Source organism: Bacillus sp. ABP14, assembly GCF_001831375.1.
In the GTDB taxonomy this organism is placed as follows: Bacteria; Bacillota; Bacilli; order Bacillales; family Bacillaceae_G; genus Bacillus_A; species Bacillus_A paranthracis.
In genome coordinates, this window is record NZ_CP017016.1 from 2579874 (window position 1) to 2596286 (window position 16413).

General features: G+C 34.1%; 20 protein-coding genes. 6 read left to right on the plus strand and 14 right to left on the minus strand.

What is annotated here, in order from left to right:
- Positions 1–26 precede the first annotated feature (26 nt).
- From acoB to BGI23_RS13370, 3 genes are all read right to left on the minus strand, one after another.
- A complete protein-coding gene (acoB, locus tag BGI23_RS13360; RefSeq protein ID WP_070806207.1) occupies positions 27–1061 on the minus strand; it encodes an acetoin:2,6-dichlorophenolindophenol oxidoreductase subunit beta in 1035 nt (344 codons plus the stop codon).
- A gap of 17 nt (positions 1062–1078) precedes the next feature.
- On the minus strand, positions 1079–2077 hold the full coding sequence (gene acoA / locus BGI23_RS13365) for an acetoin:2,6-dichlorophenolindophenol oxidoreductase subunit alpha (protein WP_070806208.1): 999 nt from the start codon (positions 2075–2077) through the stop codon (positions 1079–1081).
- 169 nt (positions 2078–2246) lie between these two features.
- Positions 2247–2726, minus strand: coding sequence for a DinB family protein (locus BGI23_RS13370; RefSeq protein ID WP_070806209.1), 480 nt, complete (start codon positions 2724–2726; stop codon positions 2247–2249).
- Between the two features lie 185 nt (positions 2727–2911).
- On the opposite strand from BGI23_RS13370, the gene BGI23_RS13375 reads away from it, so the two are divergent.
- Both BGI23_RS13375 and BGI23_RS13380 read left to right on the plus strand, forming a co-directional pair.
- Entirely contained in the window at positions 2912–3757 is an 846-nt protein-coding gene (locus tag BGI23_RS13375) for an oxidoreductase (protein ID WP_070806210.1), read from the plus strand.
- Between the two features lie 40 nt (positions 3758–3797).
- Positions 3798–4307, plus strand: a complete 510-nt coding sequence (locus tag BGI23_RS13380) for a GrpB family protein (RefSeq protein ID WP_070806211.1) — start codon at positions 3798–3800, stop codon at positions 4305–4307.
- A gap of 76 nt (positions 4308–4383) precedes the next feature.
- On the opposite strand, the gene BGI23_RS13385 is transcribed toward BGI23_RS13380, so the two are convergent.
- From BGI23_RS13385 to BGI23_RS13415, 7 genes are all read right to left on the minus strand, one after another.
- Positions 4384–4764, minus strand: a complete 381-nt coding sequence (locus tag BGI23_RS13385) for a DUF4181 domain-containing protein (RefSeq protein WP_000381562.1) — start codon at positions 4762–4764, stop codon at positions 4384–4386.
- Positions 4765–4783: 19 nt separating this feature from the next.
- The gene (locus tag BGI23_RS13390) at positions 4784–5224 is read right to left on the minus strand and encodes an NUDIX domain-containing protein (protein ID WP_070806212.1); all 441 of its coding nucleotides are present in this window, start codon (positions 5222–5224) and stop codon (positions 4784–4786) included.
- A 28-nt stretch (positions 5225–5252) separates the two neighbouring features.
- Positions 5253–5576 carry a DUF4181 domain-containing protein gene (locus tag BGI23_RS13395; protein WP_083322723.1) on the minus strand — a complete coding sequence of 108 codons (324 nt, stop codon included), beginning with the start codon at positions 5574–5576 and terminating at the stop codon, positions 5253–5255.
- A gap of 68 nt (positions 5577–5644) precedes the next feature.
- Positions 5645–6469 carry a PP2C family serine/threonine-protein phosphatase gene (locus BGI23_RS13400; protein WP_070806213.1) on the minus strand — a complete coding sequence of 275 codons (825 nt, stop codon included), beginning with the start codon at positions 6467–6469 and terminating at the stop codon, positions 5645–5647.
- A gap of 262 nt (positions 6470–6731) precedes the next feature.
- Positions 6732–6902, minus strand: a complete 171-nt coding sequence (locus BGI23_RS13405; protein WP_001992228.1) for a glycine zipper domain-containing protein — start codon at positions 6900–6902, stop codon at positions 6732–6734.
- A gap of 296 nt (positions 6903–7198) precedes the next feature.
- The gene (locus tag BGI23_RS13410) at positions 7199–8035 is read right to left on the minus strand and encodes an ABC transporter permease (RefSeq protein WP_001084762.1); all 837 of its coding nucleotides are present in this window, start codon (positions 8033–8035) and stop codon (positions 7199–7201) included.
- Positions 8028–9233 carry a quaternary amine ABC transporter ATP-binding protein gene (locus BGI23_RS13415; protein WP_000370624.1) on the minus strand — a complete coding sequence of 402 codons (1206 nt, stop codon included), beginning with the start codon at positions 9231–9233 and terminating at the stop codon, positions 8028–8030. The genes BGI23_RS13410 and BGI23_RS13415 overlap by 8 nt, the downstream gene beginning before the upstream one ends.
- 170 nt (positions 9234–9403) lie before the next feature.
- On the opposite strand from BGI23_RS13415, the gene BGI23_RS13420 reads away from it, so the two are divergent.
- Positions 9404–10261, plus strand: a complete 858-nt coding sequence (locus BGI23_RS13420) for a glycine betaine ABC transporter substrate-binding protein (protein WP_070806214.1) — start codon at positions 9404–9406, stop codon at positions 10259–10261.
- 45 nt (positions 10262–10306) lie between these two features.
- On the opposite strand, the gene clpP is transcribed toward BGI23_RS13420, so the two are convergent.
- Together clpP and BGI23_RS13430 are read right to left on the minus strand one after the other, a co-directional pair.
- Entirely contained in the window at positions 10307–10888 is a 582-nt protein-coding gene (gene clpP, locus BGI23_RS13425) for an ATP-dependent Clp endopeptidase proteolytic subunit ClpP (protein WP_000991625.1), read from the minus strand.
- A gap of 21 nt (positions 10889–10909) precedes the next feature.
- Positions 10910–11596 carry an RNA polymerase subunit sigma-70 gene (locus BGI23_RS13430; protein WP_070806215.1) on the minus strand — a complete coding sequence of 229 codons (687 nt, stop codon included), beginning with the start codon at positions 11594–11596 and terminating at the stop codon, positions 10910–10912.
- Between the two features lie 143 nt (positions 11597–11739).
- Here BGI23_RS13430 and BGI23_RS13435 point away from each other — a divergent pair, with 143 nt between their 5' ends.
- From BGI23_RS13435 to BGI23_RS13445, 3 genes are all read left to right on the plus strand, one after another.
- Positions 11740–12060 (plus strand): 2Fe-2S iron-sulfur cluster-binding protein, encoded by a 321-nt coding sequence (locus BGI23_RS13435; RefSeq protein WP_001125377.1) that lies wholly within the window; start codon positions 11740–11742, stop codon positions 12058–12060.
- Between the two features lie 4 nt (positions 12061–12064).
- Positions 12065–12727 (plus strand): ribose 5-phosphate isomerase A, encoded by a 663-nt coding sequence (rpiA, locus tag BGI23_RS13440; RefSeq protein ID WP_070806216.1) that lies wholly within the window; start codon positions 12065–12067, stop codon positions 12725–12727.
- 107 nt (positions 12728–12834) lie between these two features.
- Entirely contained in the window at positions 12835–13269 is a 435-nt protein-coding gene (locus tag BGI23_RS13445; RefSeq protein WP_000555718.1) for a GNAT family N-acetyltransferase, read from the plus strand.
- 130 nt (positions 13270–13399) lie between these two features.
- Here BGI23_RS13445 and BGI23_RS13450 read toward each other — a convergent pair whose 3' ends face one another.
- Entirely contained in the window at positions 13400–14767 is a 1368-nt protein-coding gene (locus BGI23_RS13450; protein WP_070806217.1) for a lytic polysaccharide monooxygenase, read from the minus strand.
- A 357-nt stretch (positions 14768–15124) separates the two neighbouring features.
- Positions 15125–16318 (minus strand): macrolide family glycosyltransferase, encoded by a 1194-nt coding sequence (locus BGI23_RS13455; RefSeq protein WP_070806218.1) that lies wholly within the window; start codon positions 16316–16318, stop codon positions 15125–15127.
- Positions 16319–16413: the final 95 nt, after the last annotated feature.

Genomic DNA, 16413 nt, shown 5'->3' on the forward strand with positions numbered 1-16413 from the left:
CTTCTCTCTCCCTTCTCATCGTTTTATTACACATGTAATAAAGATTGGTCTCCGATCATTTCTGATACAGTTTCAATTACTTTTTCCGGCGTTGGCAAATATAACTTTTCAAGTGGTGGCGAGAACGGAACTGGTGTATGTGGTGCTGTAATTCGTTTAATTGGTGCATCTAACAAATCGAATCCTTTATCCGCTACAATTGCCGCAATATCCGTTGCGATACTACATCTTGGATTTGCTTCATCAATAACAATAAGGCGATTTGTTTTTTCAACTGATGCTAAAATCGTATCTTCATCCAGTGGTGATAAAGAACGTGGATCAATTACTTCTACTTCAAGTCCTTTTTTCGATAATTGCTCAGCAGCTACAAGTGCTGTATGAACTTGTTTTCCAATGGCGACGATTGTTACATCAGAACCTTCACGTTTTATATCAGCTTTACCTAATGGAATTGTATAATACCCTTCCGGCACTTCACCTTTCATATTGTAAAGCGTTTTATCTTCAAAGAAGATTACTGGGTCATCATCTTCAATTGCCGCTAATAATAAGCCTTTTGCGTCATATGGAGTAGAAGGAACGACAACTTTTATACCTGGAATGCTCGTAAATAACGCATACAAACTTTGTGAATGTTGTGCAGCTGCGCTAAAACCTGCACCATGCATCGTACGTACTGTAACTGGCACTTTCGCTTTACCACCGAACATATAGCGGAACTTTGCACCTTGGTTTAATACTTGATCAAGACAACTACCGATAAAATCATTAAACATTAATTCAGCAATCGGACGTAGTCCTGTTGCCGCAGCTGCCATTGCTGCTCCCATGTAACCCGCTTCTGAAATTGGTGTATCTAAAATACGATTTCGGCCAAATTCTTGTACAAGGCCTTTCGTAACACCAAGAACACCGCCCCACGCTTCATCATCTTGCAAGTGATCAACTTGTGCACCACCTGCAACGTCTTCTCCTATTAAAATTACGTTTTCATCACGACGCATTGAGATTTTCATCGCTTCATTAATTGCAGTTGACATACTTACTGTTCTAGTCATTATTTTTCACCCTCCTCTTATTTGTAAGAAACGTATACATCTTTTAATAACTCTTCATCCTCTGGATATGGACTATTTTCACTAAATTCAATTGATTTTTGAACCGCTTCATCTACTGCCTTTTCCATATCTACAAGCTCAGATTCAGTTAATAAAGCTTCATGAATTAAATGCTTACGGAAATTCACAATCGCATCTTTTTCATTTAAATGTTCTTCTTTTTCTTCTGAAGTTTTATACGTTTGTGCTTCACCTTCGAAATGACCGTAATTACGATATGTCATACATTCAATTATTGTTGGACCACCGCCATTACGCGCACGTTCTACTGCTTCTTCAGCAACTTTATATACAGCTAGCAGATCTTTTCCATCCACTTGAACACCTGGAATGTTATAAGCTTTTGCACGATCCGCAATAGAATCACAACTTGAAGCATATTCAAATGTCGTTGCTTCACCGTAACCGTTATTTTCAGCGATAAAAATAACTGGTAACTTCCAAATCGCCGCTAAGTTAACCCCTTCATGAAACGTACCTTCATTATTTGCTCCATCACCGAAGAAACAAACACTTACATCTTTTGTTCCTTTATATTTAGCTGTTAATGCCGAGCCGCAAGCAAGCGGGAAACCACCGCCTACAATACCATTTGCACCAAGCATTCCTTTATCTAAATCAGCAATATGCATGGATCCGCCTTTACCTTTACATAATCCTGTCGCTTTCCCGAAAAGTTCAGCCATCATACCGTTTAAATCACAACCTTTTGCGATACAATGCCCATGGCCTCTATGCGTACTTGTAATACTGTCACTATCCGTTAAGTGAGCACATACACCAACTGCTACCGCTTCTTCACCTGCGTATAAATGAACGAAACCTGGCAGAACGCCTTGCGCGAATAATTCATGTACCTTATCTTCAAACTTACGAATCTCTAACATTTTTTCATACATCCAACGAGCTTGTTCTTTCGTAATTCCATTCCCTTTACTTTCAGTTGTTTTTAACATGTTCAGCCCTCCTATTTTCTTGTTCATCTTTTATATAGCAAGTACCGTGCCAATTTCCAATCCTTGATTTAATAGGTTTTCTCTCTATGTTGAAAATAAAAAAGTGGACAAAATGAGACATTAGTCTCGTTTTGTCCACTTTTGTTCACCTAATTTGAAAATTATTATCTTATTCACCATCAAAACTCTTCTGTAATTTTCGGATGTAAATAATTTGACCGATATGATATGCATTATGAGTAGTTACATTGGCTAGCACTTCCCACCACTTTGCAGAAACAGGAAATCCCACTACATCGCTTTCAACCTTTTCTTCATTTATGAGATTTTGCCATAGTAACAGTTTCTCTAGTAGTTTTTCTCGTAATTCATCGAAAGTTTGATTATTTGAAAGCATAAAACTTTTGTTATTATCTCCGATAGCAGGCACAGCATTCACATTTGATTCTTTGTATCTAGTTTGCCACGTTGAGTTCCAATACAGTAAGTGTTGTACAATTTCAGCTATACTGTTACTCTCGTCATTCGGTTTCCAGAAAGCTTCCCTCTCAGATAAACCCTTAACTGCTTCTGAAAACGGAATATACCAACTAGGATCGTTTGCATTCGCTAATAACTGATCTGCTAATACATCTTTCACATGGGCCATCTCTCTTCCCTCATTTCATAAACGTATTCATACTCACTTCTCTATATACGATAAGTCCGTATAATTCCCTCTTTAAAAACCATAGAATATAGAATTAACATGAATAGCTTTCAAAGAAATTGTAAGAATAATAGATTTTCTTATCATAACTCGTTATGATAAAAGAAAAAGAAAGCTGGCAGAAAATGAATAAACAAATCGCGGTTATTACAGGAGCTTCAAGTGGATTCGGACTATTAACTACACTCGAACTCGCAAAAAAAGATTATTTAGTTATCGCAACAATGAGAAACCTTGAAAAACAAGGAAACTTATTATCTCAAGTTACTCAACTCAACTTACAGCAAAACATAAAAGTTCAACAATTAGATGTAACCGATCAAAACTCTTTACATAACTTTCAATTATTTTTAAAAGAAATAAACAAAGTGGACCTCCTCATTAATAATGCAGGATATGCAAATGGTGGCTTTGTAGAAGAAATTCCAGTAGAGGAATACCGTAAACAATTTGAAACGAACTTTTTTGGAGCTATATCAATTACTCAGCTTGTTTTACCTTATATGAGAGAACAACAAAGCGGAAAAATTATTAATATAAGCAGCATTAGTGGTCAAGTTGGATTCCCTGGTCTATCTCCTTACGTTTCTTCCAAATATGCATTAGAAGGATGGAGTGAATCCCTTCGTTTAGAAGTGAAACCTTTTGGAATAGATGTTGCTTTAATAGAACCAGGTTCTTATAACACAAATATTTGGGAAGTTGGTAAACAACTAGCTACAAACCAATCTGATACATCTTCTCCTTACAAAGAATATATGGATAAAATACAAAAACATATTAATAGCGGCAGTGATACATTTGGTAATCCGATAGATGTTGCTAAAAAAATCGTTGATATTGCTGAAGCTAAGCGCACAACATTACGATACCCAATTGGAAAAGGTGTAAAATTTATGATCTTTGCGAAGAAGATCCTTCCTTGGAGATTGTGGGAGTACCTTGTATTGAGAACCTTTAAGAAAATGTAATAGACTTTTTGAAAATCATTTTGAAAGAGGTGCAAATTAAATGTTAGGTTTACCCTATGGTAAAGTGTTTTTAGTTCCGTGGACTGAAGAGTGGGCAATTGAATTTATAAAGGAGAAACAATTCATTGAGGAACAAATTGGCGAACATATTTTAGCGATACACCATATTGGTAGTACTTCTATTCCACATTTAAGTGCAAAGCCAATTATTGATATTGCAATCGAACTAGAAGATTATAAAGACGGTTTAAAATGTATTCAAAAGTTAGAACTATTAAATTATAAATATAGAAAGGATATATTACCCGAAAGATATTATTTTAATAAAGGTGAACCAAGAACTCATCAAATTCATATGTATGAACAAAGGAATAAACATTTAATAGAACAATTACAATTTCGAGATTACTTAATAGACAATAAAACTGCTCGTATACAGTATGAACAATTAAAGATTCAACTTTCACAAGCTAATCCTAATGATAAACATCAATATGCAGAGGATAAAACAAATTTCATTAAATCTGTATTAGCGAAATTAAATGTTTAAATTGAATAAGAAACCATTTAGCAGTAAATGGTTTCTTATTTATTAGTTATCTCATTATTTATAATCAAATTTTTAATTATACAGCAGGTGGAACGAAATAAAATAGTATCGAGAGCATCAATATAAAAGAAACCATTCCCGTTATCGAAAGTATATATTCTTTTGATTTTCTATCATATTTCCATTCCATCCATGCTCTTAAAGTCCATGATATCCCTAAATAAGTGAACATGACATAAGCCATTTTAGCGTTTTCAAATTTAAACATATAATAACAACTACTTATTACATAAATAATAATAAGACCTATTTCTAATTTTACATGTAAACTATTCACATGCTTATAACCAAAGAAGCCTCTTTTCTCCATATTTAATTTTCTTCTTAAAAACTGTTCTAAAAAGTAACCACCTATACCCAGTCCAATAATAATAATTAAAATTGTAGAGGTATCCATTGTTATCCCTCCAATTACTTTATATATTTTTAGAAACAAAGTGGACTATATTATGGTTATTCTCTTCTAAATAACTTACAATTCCTTCAGGATATGTTGGCTTCTCCTTTAATTCCTCTATGCTCTTCCATATTAATATAATATTCTCATGTTCTTTATGCCTTATTTCATTTGTAACCATCTCTTGAACAGTTCCCCAATGTATCAATGTACAATGATGTCCTTTTTCGTTGTTCCACTCGAAAATATGCTCATTTACAACAGCTAGCTCTTGGACATCAATTTTCAAATCGTATTCTTCCATTAATTCTCGTATTATCGCTTCTTTTGCTGGTTCACCAAATTCAATAGAGCCTCCTGGAAAACGATAAAATGTTTCACTTAAATCACATTGTACTAGTACTTTAGAATGATCTTTATTTACAATCATTGCTTCAGCACGTAATCTAGGCATTTTCATTTTGTCTCCCCATTCATTCCATATATAATTAAATCCAATATCTATAAAAGAAAAGATTAAGCATAATTCCTGTTATTATTAATAACGGAACCGTTCCGAAAGAAATGACATATTCCCTCGATTCTTTATCAAATTTCCATTCCATATATGATTGAAAGCAGTATAAGGTTATTAAAAATAAAATGGGTAAATTACTAATATAAATAGGATTTAAAGTAGCACATATCAGCGTAACAATTATATAAGAAACGATAAGAGCCCTAGTGCCCCATTTATGAGCGTTGTTTACATATTTACTATTCCAGTCTGTTTGTTTCGGTATATTTAATTTTTTTCTCACTACTTTTTCCAAAACAACTAAGAATATGATCCATACTATTAATAAAATTCCTTTAACTAAAAACAGTGATGTCTCCTCCTTTACTTTTTATCTGGCTGATCACTCGGATAAGTAGCCTTTCCTTTATTATCAATGTCCCAACTAATAATTGTCGCACTGTCGCGTCCGAATTGATGATGAACGTGCTCTAATACATGATGAACACTTTCTTCAAGTTTTATATTATTTCTATTCATATCACTATACAGATTTACAGGAGTTTCATACCGACGTTCCCCGCATTCTAATACTCCATCTGTCACCATTACAATTCGATTCTTTCCATTACGTAATTCACGAATCCCTGATGAATAGCACGGAACAGGTAAATCAAAAGTATTTACGTTACCAATCCATTCGTAAAAATGACGTTGATTTAGTGCGTATTGTCCTAATTTGTGTAATTCATCATGAAATACATACACTAAACAGTCTCCAATAGATAGCCACCATATATAATTTTCTTTTCTTACACATAGTAAGCAAGCTGTTTCACCTTTAATTCTTTGACACTTTTCCTTAAATGAAGAAGATTGAAAGATAGTAAGAATATGATTTTCAATAGATCGAAATACTATATCAATTGATTCATTCATCATTTCTTTTATATTTTCATATTCTTTTTGAATTGTATTTACTACTAAATCAACACTTTCTGCACTATTATGTCCATCTAATATAGCTGCAAATTCCCAATCACCATTTGACCAAACTAACGCACCATCTTCATTCTTTTTTGCTCCGGCACTTATATTCCCGCCGTATTTACCAATTACGATTTCACCATATTGCTTTATCGAAATTTCGTCTAAGCACATTTCTCTACTTCCAACCCATGAATATTGTCTATTATTTGTTGTATGCATATTCACTCACCATATACTTTCGCATATTTTTTTATTTCTACTGAATCTTCATATCGTACACCAGTCCAATATGCAATTTGGCCGATGATAGCAAGCATTTTGTAACCAATACACTTTTTCTGAATGTTTTTCGCAAACGATTGTTTATTAATATCTGCACCATCAACCTTTATATATATAATATCATAAAAAAAGGAAAAACAGGATTTATATTCCGAAAATTCATTCTTTTAATGCAACAATTTTGAATTGAATTTACACCTCATTTTTTCTTCAAAACCACAACTCCAATTACAATCCCAATCACAATTCCGATTACTAAATTATTTGTAAAATAACCTTGTACTACACCGATTACAACCCCTATACCGACGCCTATTGCCAAGGCATCATTGCTTTTTTTCTTTTTAGACAAAATAGCATCTCCTCTCATAATTTCTTCCAAAATAATATCTATTTACATGAAGTCACTGTCTCCTAATATATTCGCTATTCCACTTAATAATTTCCAAAAAATGTACTTTATTACTTATACTTTTCCACCACATAATCCTCTTCTTAAGAAGAGATTTTCAAGTCGCTATTAAACAAACATATCGTTATTCATCGAAGAATTAAATCAATGAAATAAAAAAACAAGTTTTTGCGTCAGCTGACGGTTCTGTTATCGTTCGAATATAATCTATTCAAACAAAAAACACACTTTGTATAATAAAGTGTGTTTTCTTGTTATCTTCTTTTTTGGTGAAATCCTTGTGTAATACGATCTAATATAATCGCAATGACAACAATGGCTAGTCCCGCTTCAAATCCCATCCCGATATTAACTTGTGTCACAGAGCGGTATACATCAACTCCAAGACCTGGAGCTCCTACAAGCGATGCTGTTACTACCATTGATAAAGAGAGCATAATACTTTGGTTCACACCAGCCATGATCGTTCCAGTTGCGAGTGGTAATTGTACTTTAAATAATTTTTGTGATGCGGTAGAGCCAAACGCATTCGCTGCTTCTATTAAATCTTCTGGAACTTGTCTAATTCCTAAGTCAGTAAAACGAATTGTCGGTGGCATTGCAAAGATTACCGATGCAATAATCCCAGGTACTACTCCTACTCCGAAAAATGTAATCGCGGGAATAAGATATACGAAAGCCGGCATTGTTTGCATAAAATCTAACGTTGGTTTTAAAAATTTTGAAAACCGTTCATTTTGCGAAGCTAAAATGCCAATTGGGATACCTACAATAATTGAAATAATAACAGATGTAAGTACAAGAGCTAATGTCTGCATCGTCTGTGCCCAGTAGTTAATATTCAAAATAAATAATAATCCGATGAGTGTAAAAATAACTAAAGATACTTTTCTCGTTGTGTACCAAATGAGGAAACACAAAATAATAATCATCAATATGGCCGGTATTATTGTTAAAAAATTAGTGAGTAAATCAACGAATCCGCCGATAATATAAGAGAATCCTCGGAATAAGCCTTCAAAGTGCTCATATAAACTTGCAACAAATGAGTCGACCCATTCCCCTAAAGGAATACGTGGTATACTATTCATCGTCTTTCACCTCTTCTTCAATATTACCTGCAAGAGCTTGAATGACACTTTCACGTTTAATAATTCCTCTTAGCCTTTTCTTCTCATCAATTACTGGTAACGGATATTTCATCTCCGCCATTTTCGCATAAGTTTCTTCCAGTAAAGTATCTAAATACACGTGCGGAATATCGGTAAGTAATAAATCAGCAATCGGCCATTGCTTTTGTACTGCTTTACTCGCATCATCTGCCGTTAATATTCCTAAAAACTCATATTTTTTGTTAACAACATACACTGTAGAAACGCCGGCATTTCTCATAATTTGAAGTGCTACACGTGGTCCACGGTCAATTAATAACGTCTCTGGTCGTTTTAATATAGATTCCGCCGTTATTACTTTTCCTAAATTCACATCCGCCACGAATTTCTCTACAAATTCATTCGCAGGACTCATCATAATTTCTTCTGGCGTTCCAATTTGGACAACTTCTCCATCTTTCATTAACGCAATTCGATCACCAATTCGAAGGGCTTCATCTAAATCATGCGTAATAAAAATAATTGTTTTTTCCATTTTATCTTGTAATTCTAACAGTTCATCTTGCATTTCTTTTCGAATCAGTGGATCTAATGCACTAAATGACTCATCCATAAGTAAAACATCCGGATTATTTGTAAGCGCTCTCGCAATGCCGACACGCTGTTGCATACCACCACTCAGTTGACTTGGATAATTATCTTTATGATGGTCTAATCCAACTAACTTCAAGGACTCTAACGCTTTTCTCTCTCGTTCCTCTACTGGAACTCCTTGTATTTCCAACCCATATGCAACATTTTGCAAAACGGTACGATGAGGGAATAGAGCGAATTTCTGAAACACCATGCTCATCTTCGTTCTTCTCACTCTTCGCAACTCTTCTTTTCCCATCGTTGCGATATCCTCTCCATCTATGTATATATGCCCCGCTGTTGGTCTAATCAGTTGGTTTAACATACGAACTAATGTTGATTTCCCGCTACCAGACAATCCCATAATAACGAAAATTTCTCCCGTATATACTTCGAACGTCGCCTTTTTTACGCCAACGTTCATTCCTGTCTCTTTCAAAATTTCCGATTTACTTTTTCCTTCTTTTAATAAGGTAAGCGCTCTTTGCGGGTGTTTCCCAAATACTTTTGTTACGTTTTCAACACGTACCTTTGTATTATCCATGTCACTACTCCTTTTCTACCCATCTATTCACATAGTGTTGCGATTTTGCAAAGAAATATTACATAAAAATAACATTTATAAGATTTCTTTAAAATTCTTTTTTCCGTTCATAATAAGAATGCTTACTTATACATTTATTTAAAAAGCAAACGTTTCTTAGGAGGTTTTTAATGAGAAAGAAAATATGGCTCATATGCCTTGCATTATTTATTACTATGATTTTCTCTTCATGTAATGCAACAAATGCAAATTCGAAAGGAAAAATTAAACTAGGTGTAACAAGTTGGAAAGAAAACATTGCAACTGCAAATATGTGGAAGGTACTACTAGAACAAAAAGGCTACAAAGTTGAACTCATGTATTTAGAAAAAGCGGCAATTTGGACTGGTGTTGCTCGCGGTGATGTTGATGCTAATTTAGAAGTATGGCTACCCGTTACGGATAAACCACTAAATGATCGTTATAAAGATGATATTGTCTTAAAATCAAAATGGTATGAAGGAACCGGACTAGGTTTAGTTGTCCCTTCTTATGTGAAAAACATAAACAGCATTGAAGATCTAAATGCACATAAAGATGAACTAGATAATAAAATTGTCGGAATTGAACCTGGCAGCAGTCTTATGAATTTAACGAATAAAGCGATGAAGGAATATGATATAAAGCTAAAACTTGTCCAGTCTTCTGAAGCTGCTTTGATGAGTGAACTAAAAAAAGCATATACGAAAAAGAAACCAATCGCTGTTACGCTTTGGAATCCACATTGGGGTTTTTCAGAATTTAACTTAAAATATTTAAAAGACCCTAAGAAAGTATATGGTGAAAAAGATGACATTTATTACTCCGTTCGTAAAGGTTTCGAAAAAGATCATCCGGATATCATAAAATACTTTGATAAATGGAAAATGAACGATGAACAGCTTGGTACATTAATGGTCGAGTTAAATAAAACGAAAGATCCCGAAGAAGCGGCGCGAAAATGGATTAAAAAGAATCAAGCGTTAGTCGATGAATGGATAAAAGATTAATAAAACAGGCTAGAGAATATACTTTATTCTCTAGCCTGCTTTCTGCTATTTTTTCGTAACAACATCATCTACAATCCCATATGCCTTCGCTTCTTCTGCAGTCATAAAATAATCTCTTTCTGTATCATGTGCTACTCTTTCAATCGGTTGCCCTGTTTTTTCTGCAATCATTTTATTAATATCATGTTTTAACTTTAAAATTCTTTTTGCTGTGATTTCAATTTCCGTTGCTTGCCCTTGTGCACCACCAAGCGGCTGATGAATCATAATTTCACTATTCGGGAGTGCAAACCGTTTTCCTTTTGCACCTGATAATAATAGCAATGCACCAAATGATGCTGCAAAGCCCATGCATAGCGTTTGCACGTCTGGTTTGATTAAATTCATCGTATCCAATATGGCAAAACCTGCTGTCGTTGATCCGCCTGGGCTATTAATGTATAAAAATATATCTTTCTCTGCATCTTCTGCTTCTAAAAATAATAATTGAGCTACGACACTACTCGCTACTTGATCATTTATTTCTGAACCGATAATAACAATACGGTCTTTTAATAACCTTGAGTATATATCATAGGAACGTTCTCCTAATTTCGTTTGTTCTACAACATATGGAATTGCATTCATTTTAAATCCCTCCAATAATTGTTATGCTGCTAAAAGCATACAACTGTAGGAAGAAGGTTGTTTCACATTAAATAATAAGACTGGCTGTTTAGATGGTAACTTAGTAAAATCTATTGTTGGAAGCAGTTTCGTTAATAATTCCGGTCTCTCTTCTCGAATAGACGTTACTACAACTTCCATATCGTCTGTGAATTCAACTATCTCTACCCCTTCTTCACTTACAGTTTTCAACCTATTTCTACTCCGAAACAAAGAAGCTTTTACTGCCCCTTCCGATACGGAACATACTTTAGCAATATCAGCGATACTATATTGAAAAACATCTTTTAATAATAAAATTGCGGATTGCTGTACAGTTAATGAAGATAATACTTTCCCTACCATTTCATGCAAATCTGCAATTTTTTCATGGGGTTCTTCAAAAGTAATTTGGTCTCTTATTTTTTCATGAACTGATTTTGACTTTATTTGATCTAACCAACGATTTCTAGCTATTTTATATACGAGCGTCATACAAATATCTTTATTACTATATTTTTGAAGTACTTTACAAACTGTTTCTTGGGCAAGATCTTCGCCATCCCATTTATTTTTCGTTAAAAATGTACAGTATCTTTTCAACTCTCCGTATTGCTCAATTAAAAAAGTTATATTTGAATGATTCATATCGATATGATTTTTCAAAATATGAGTTACTTTTGTGCACAAAATAACCACTCCTTTTCAGCGCTTACTTAATTAACGATTCAACAAATAAAAAAGTTACGGGGCATATAAAAAAATTATGTTTATGTTCAATAATTCGCGGTCATAAATATGTTATGTACAATTTTACGTGAGGAGGAACAAATTTGCCAAAATTAACAATTGAAGGTGCGGGAACTTTTGATGTAAAAGAAGGCACAAAATTAGTATTAGCAATTGAAGATAACGGTGTAAACATACTCCATCGTTGCGGCGGAAAAGCACGTTGCACAACTTGTAGAGTAGAAATTATAGCCGGTGATTTTTGTGAAGCGAGTGCGAATGAAAAAAATGCGATGACAGAAAAAGGAATTGAAGATCATTTACGATTATCTTGTCAAATGCGTGTACATAAGGATATAGTAGTTCGTCCAGTACTTACAGCTGAAAGTTCAGGTCTTGATGCTGGACCACGTCCGGCGGAGTAAAGCGATGGATTTAAAACAGATAGCTGGTGAATATGCTGCTAACTTTGTAAAAGATGGCATGAAAGTTGGACTTGGTACAGGATCAACCGCATACTGGACGATACAAAAATTAGGTCAACGTGTAAAAAAGGGATTATCAATTCAAGCTGTCCCGACATCAAAGGAAACGGAAGCGTTGGCACAGCAGCTAAATATTCCGTTGATTTCGTTAAACGACGTACAAAGTCTTGATCTTACAATTGATGGAGCTGATGAAATTGATTCTAATTTACAGCTTATTAAAGGAGGCGGTGGTGCATTACTTCGCGAGAAAATTGTAGCCTCCTCCTCGAAAGAACTTATCATTATCGTTGATGAATCAAAAGTTGTGACACGTTTAGGGACTTTTCCATTACCTATTGAAATCATACCTTTTGCATGGAAACAAACCGAAAGTAAAATTCAATCTTTAGGATGTCAAACAACGTTACGCTTAAAAAATAATGAAACGTTTATAACCGATAATAATAACATGATTATCGATTGTATATTCCCTAATCATATACCTACTCCTTCCGATTTACACAAAAGATTAAAAATGATTACTGGTGTAGTTGAAACCGGATTGTTTGTTAATATGACTAGTAAGGCGATTATTGGAACAAAAAACGGGATACAGGAATTATAATGAACGCTGACTCTTACAGTCAGCTTTTTTATATTTTCTCGTTATTACGTAACATTATGATATACTATGAAAACAAAAGCACATCACACTAGAAAGGATTGAACAATTTGCACTCCAAACTCATAACAGAACTTACAGATTTAGAAACTGCCTTTCATATTCGAAAAGAAGTATTTGTAAAAGAACAAAATGTTCCACTTGAAGATGAATTCGATATGTTTGATGAAATCGGGGAGAAATGTAAACATATTTTAGTTTATTATAACAATCTTCCTGTTGGTACAGGTCGCATACGATTTGTTGATGGAACTGGAAAATTAGAACGTATTTGTATTTTAAAAGACTATCGTAAATACGGTTTAGGAAAAGTAATTATTCAAACGTTAGAAGAAATTGCTCGTGAAAAAGAATCTACAAAAGTAAAACTACACGGTCAAACACAGGCTGAAGGATTTTATAAAAAACTAGGTTATCAAACCTCTTCTGATGTATTTATGGAAGATGGCATTCCGCATATACTTATGACGAAAATGTTATCATAATAAAAAAGGCAGTATATGAAACTACTTTATGTATTCATATACTGCCCTTTTTTATTTATAGAAAAATGAATTCTCAAGATGTCCTTTTGCATCAAAGCCCATTATCTCTTAGTTCATACCAAGGTAAATCTTACACTGTTTTCCATAATGATAAGGCATAAATCCAGTTTGGATCCCCATTTCCTTTATAACTTTGGACTGCTTCATATACTTTTCCCTCGTGTAGAACTTTATCTCCCTTTTCATATGCTTTCTTTGCATCCCATTCTTCATATGAAACGCTTTCAGTTTTTGTAGTAATTATGAATATATCACTCTGTACAGATTCATTTCCAGCTACATCAACAGCTTTCACTACATATTTATAAGTAGTATTAGAGAGTAAATATTTATCCATATAAGAAGTCGTATTGGATGTTGCAATTTTTTCCATTGATCCTTTTGTTTCTCTATAAATATCGTAATGGTCTACACCAATATTATCGTCAGAAGGACTCCACATTAAATCCACACTTGACGCTGTCGTTCCCATACTATGTAATCCTTTTGGTTGTGTTGGTGCTTCTGTATCAGGAGCCTCAACTGTTGTTTTCACTGTAAGCGTTGCACTTTCTTTCGATACATTTCCAGCTGTGTCAATTGCTTTTACAGTATAAGAGTATTCTGTACTTGGTTGTAATTTTTTATCAATAAAATGAGTTCCTGTTGCTGTATCAACCATCTCTCCGTTACGGAAAATTTGATATCCTTTTACCCCTATATTATCCGTAGAAGCGTTCCAAGCTAGTTCTATACTATTCGCTGTTATTTTTTGTGCCTGAATTCCATTTGGAATACTTGGAGCTTCTGTATCTGGTTTCACATCATTGATGAGATTAACATCAATTACATTATAAAATGCATTTGCAGTATCAGCTACATCCCATACTGCTAAAATTACATGATACCCACTTCTATCAGTAGGTACATTGATTTTGTGAGTTAAATGATTTGAGGCTGCAGAACCATCATGTTGCACAGTTCCAATTGGTTCAAAATCTGCTCTTGTGAGCGCTTTATTTGGATTCCATCCTTTTTTTGTAATATAGTAATGCCATTTGCTCGTTAAGTGAGGCGCTGTATATTTCCACGTAAATGTATTTTCCCCGCCTGTAATTGTATTTTTAAACCAACGATCGGCAGTTTGTTGATCTAAAATACCACCAAACTTACCACCTGCAGAAGCGATTTGACCATCAACTGGGCCAGTTTGCGGGAACCCTTTTGGAGCTTCCAAACTTTGTGGTTCATACATAACACTTCCGCAGTTTACATTTAGTGCACCATAAGTTGGACTACATAAAGCAGATCGGCTGCTCGGCTTTTCAACAAAACCGTGCGCGTATGCGTTTTGAGGAATAAGTGTCGTGCCAATAATTCCAGCTGTTAATGCAACAGCTCCTAGACTTTTTTTGTTCATTTTCATGTTTTGTAGTTGTTTTAAAAATTGATTCTTCATGTTCCTGTCCCCTTCTTGTTATAATTCGTAGTGTAATGTGGGCTTCGATGTAAAAGAATAACAAGAGACAATCTTGTAACGATGTATGTGTGTGTTATGCATACACCGCAGTGAAAATATATTTCATTTCTTGTGAAATATTTCACTTGATGAATATATCATGACATAGAAATCATCAAAGTATGTGCAGAAGTTGTGCAGAAATGATGAAAGCATTAGTAACACGTAAAACTATGGTCCGAATTTGCAAAACAGAATATTTAACATTTCAAAACAACGAATTCTCCGCTTCATATAAAAAAAGAGTGTCTATATCATTTCATATAGACACTCTTCTCATGTATAATTTTCTATTTATTATTGACCTATAAATGTAAAAATCTCATCAGCAGCTTCCTGATAGCCACCAGATTTCCGGAAAGATTCCTTCAAATTCCATGCAACTTCTTTATATGATGGACTATTTAATACAAGTTCTACACTTTCACGTAGTTGTTCTACAGTTAATTCTTTCATAGATAACTTAATCCCAGCTCCTAGATTCTCCACTTGCTTTGCGATTACTGGCTGATCTGCACTTTGCGGAATTACAATGAGTGGAATCCCGTTATATAGCCCTTCATGTGTACTGTTCATTCCACCATGTGTAATAAACAACTTTGTATATGCAAGTAGTTTCATTTGTGGTACATAGTTTTTTACAATGAAGTTTTTAGGAATAGCACCTAAATCACTTATGTTCGTTTTATTACCAATAGACATCACAATAGTATGCTCGCTATTCTCGAACGCCTTCATACAAAGTTTATAAAAATCAAGCGCTTCATTAAAAACAGTGCCTAGCGAAATGTAAATTGGGCTTTTTTCTTCAATTGAAGTAAAATCAAAGTCTTCATTTTTTACTTGTGCAGGGATGGATGGACCTACAAATTTAAATGTTTCATTAAACATATCTCCAAAAGGCTGGAACTCTTTTATTGTATATACAATAGTAAGTGACGCTGGATTACAGAAAACTTCATATGGTGAGTTTATTTCAACACTATACTTTTCCGCAACCTCCTTAGTTAATCTTTCAAAATCATTATGTATCCTCTCCTGAACTTTCACTGGGATACTTTTAGACAAGTGATCTAACATTTGTTGAAATGATTTTTCATCTTGTGCAAAAGATGTACAGGAATTTATTGCTGGAAGCTTTAAAATTTGAGCAATTATACGGCCACAGCCAAACATCGAATCATGAATCATATAATCAAAATGTTCTCCTTCAATTTGTTCAAGAACACTTGGTATAATAACATCTGCTGTATGTAGAAGGCCATTTATTCTTTCCTGCAAATAATTTCGGCCACCGGAAAGAAATGCTTTTATAAACCTTTGGTCGTCAATTGTTCTTACAATAGCCCCTGTTTTTTCAATACGTTCTCTGAAAGCTTCTATTGAAAAATAAACTACCTCTTCTCCACGCGAAACTAATTCTTCTACAACTTGCAACGTTGGATTTATATGTCCTTCTGATCCAGCATTAATGAATAAAACACGTGCCACTTAAAACACTCCTTACTTTAAATCTTATCTATATTATTTTGCTCTTATAATTTTTCTAAATGGACTTAGCGAGCCTAAATCCAAGGTCATCTATG

What these genes read in the sequence shown, in the direction of transcription:
- acoB (WP_070806207.1), bottom strand. Translation starts at nt 1,061, where the DNA reads ATGACTAGAACAGTAAGTATGTCAACTGCAATTAATGAAGCGATGAAA.
- acoA (WP_070806208.1), bottom strand. Translation starts at nt 2,077, where the DNA reads ATGTTAAAAACAACTGAAAGTAAAGGGAATGGAATTACGAAAGAACAA.
- BGI23_RS13370 (WP_070806209.1), bottom strand. Translation starts at nt 2,726, where the DNA reads ATGGCCCATGTGAAAGATGTATTAGCAGATCAGTTATTAGCGAATGCA.
- BGI23_RS13375 (WP_070806210.1), top strand. Translation starts at nt 2,912, where the DNA reads ATGAATAAACAAATCGCGGTTATTACAGGAGCTTCAAGTGGATTCGGA.
- BGI23_RS13380 (WP_070806211.1), top strand. Translation starts at nt 3,798, where the DNA reads ATGTTAGGTTTACCCTATGGTAAAGTGTTTTTAGTTCCGTGGACTGAA.
- BGI23_RS13385 (WP_000381562.1), bottom strand. Translation starts at nt 4,764, where the DNA reads ATGGATACCTCTACAATTTTAATTATTATTATTGGACTGGGTATAGGT.
- BGI23_RS13390 (WP_070806212.1), bottom strand. Translation starts at nt 5,224, where the DNA reads ATGAAAATGCCTAGATTACGTGCTGAAGCAATGATTGTAAATAAAGAT.
- BGI23_RS13400 (WP_070806213.1), bottom strand. Translation starts at nt 6,469, where the DNA reads ATGCATACAACAAATAATAGACAATATTCATGGGTTGGAAGTAGAGAA.
- BGI23_RS13405 (WP_001992228.1), bottom strand. Translation starts at nt 6,902, where the DNA reads ATGAGAGGAGATGCTATTTTGTCTAAAAAGAAAAAAAGCAATGATGCC.
- BGI23_RS13410 (WP_001084762.1), bottom strand. Translation starts at nt 8,035, where the DNA reads ATGAATAGTATACCACGTATTCCTTTAGGGGAATGGGTCGACTCATTT.
- BGI23_RS13415 (WP_000370624.1), bottom strand. Translation starts at nt 9,233, where the DNA reads ATGGATAATACAAAGGTACGTGTTGAAAACGTAACAAAAGTATTTGGG.
- BGI23_RS13420 (WP_070806214.1), top strand. Translation starts at nt 9,404, where the DNA reads ATGAGAAAGAAAATATGGCTCATATGCCTTGCATTATTTATTACTATG.
- clpP (WP_000991625.1), bottom strand. Translation starts at nt 10,888, where the DNA reads ATGAATGCAATTCCATATGTTGTAGAACAAACGAAATTAGGAGAACGT.
- rpiA (WP_070806216.1), top strand. Translation starts at nt 12,065, where the DNA reads ATGGATTTAAAACAGATAGCTGGTGAATATGCTGCTAACTTTGTAAAA.
- BGI23_RS13450 (WP_070806217.1), bottom strand. Translation starts at nt 14,767, where the DNA reads ATGAAGAATCAATTTTTAAAACAACTACAAAACATGAAAATGAACAAA.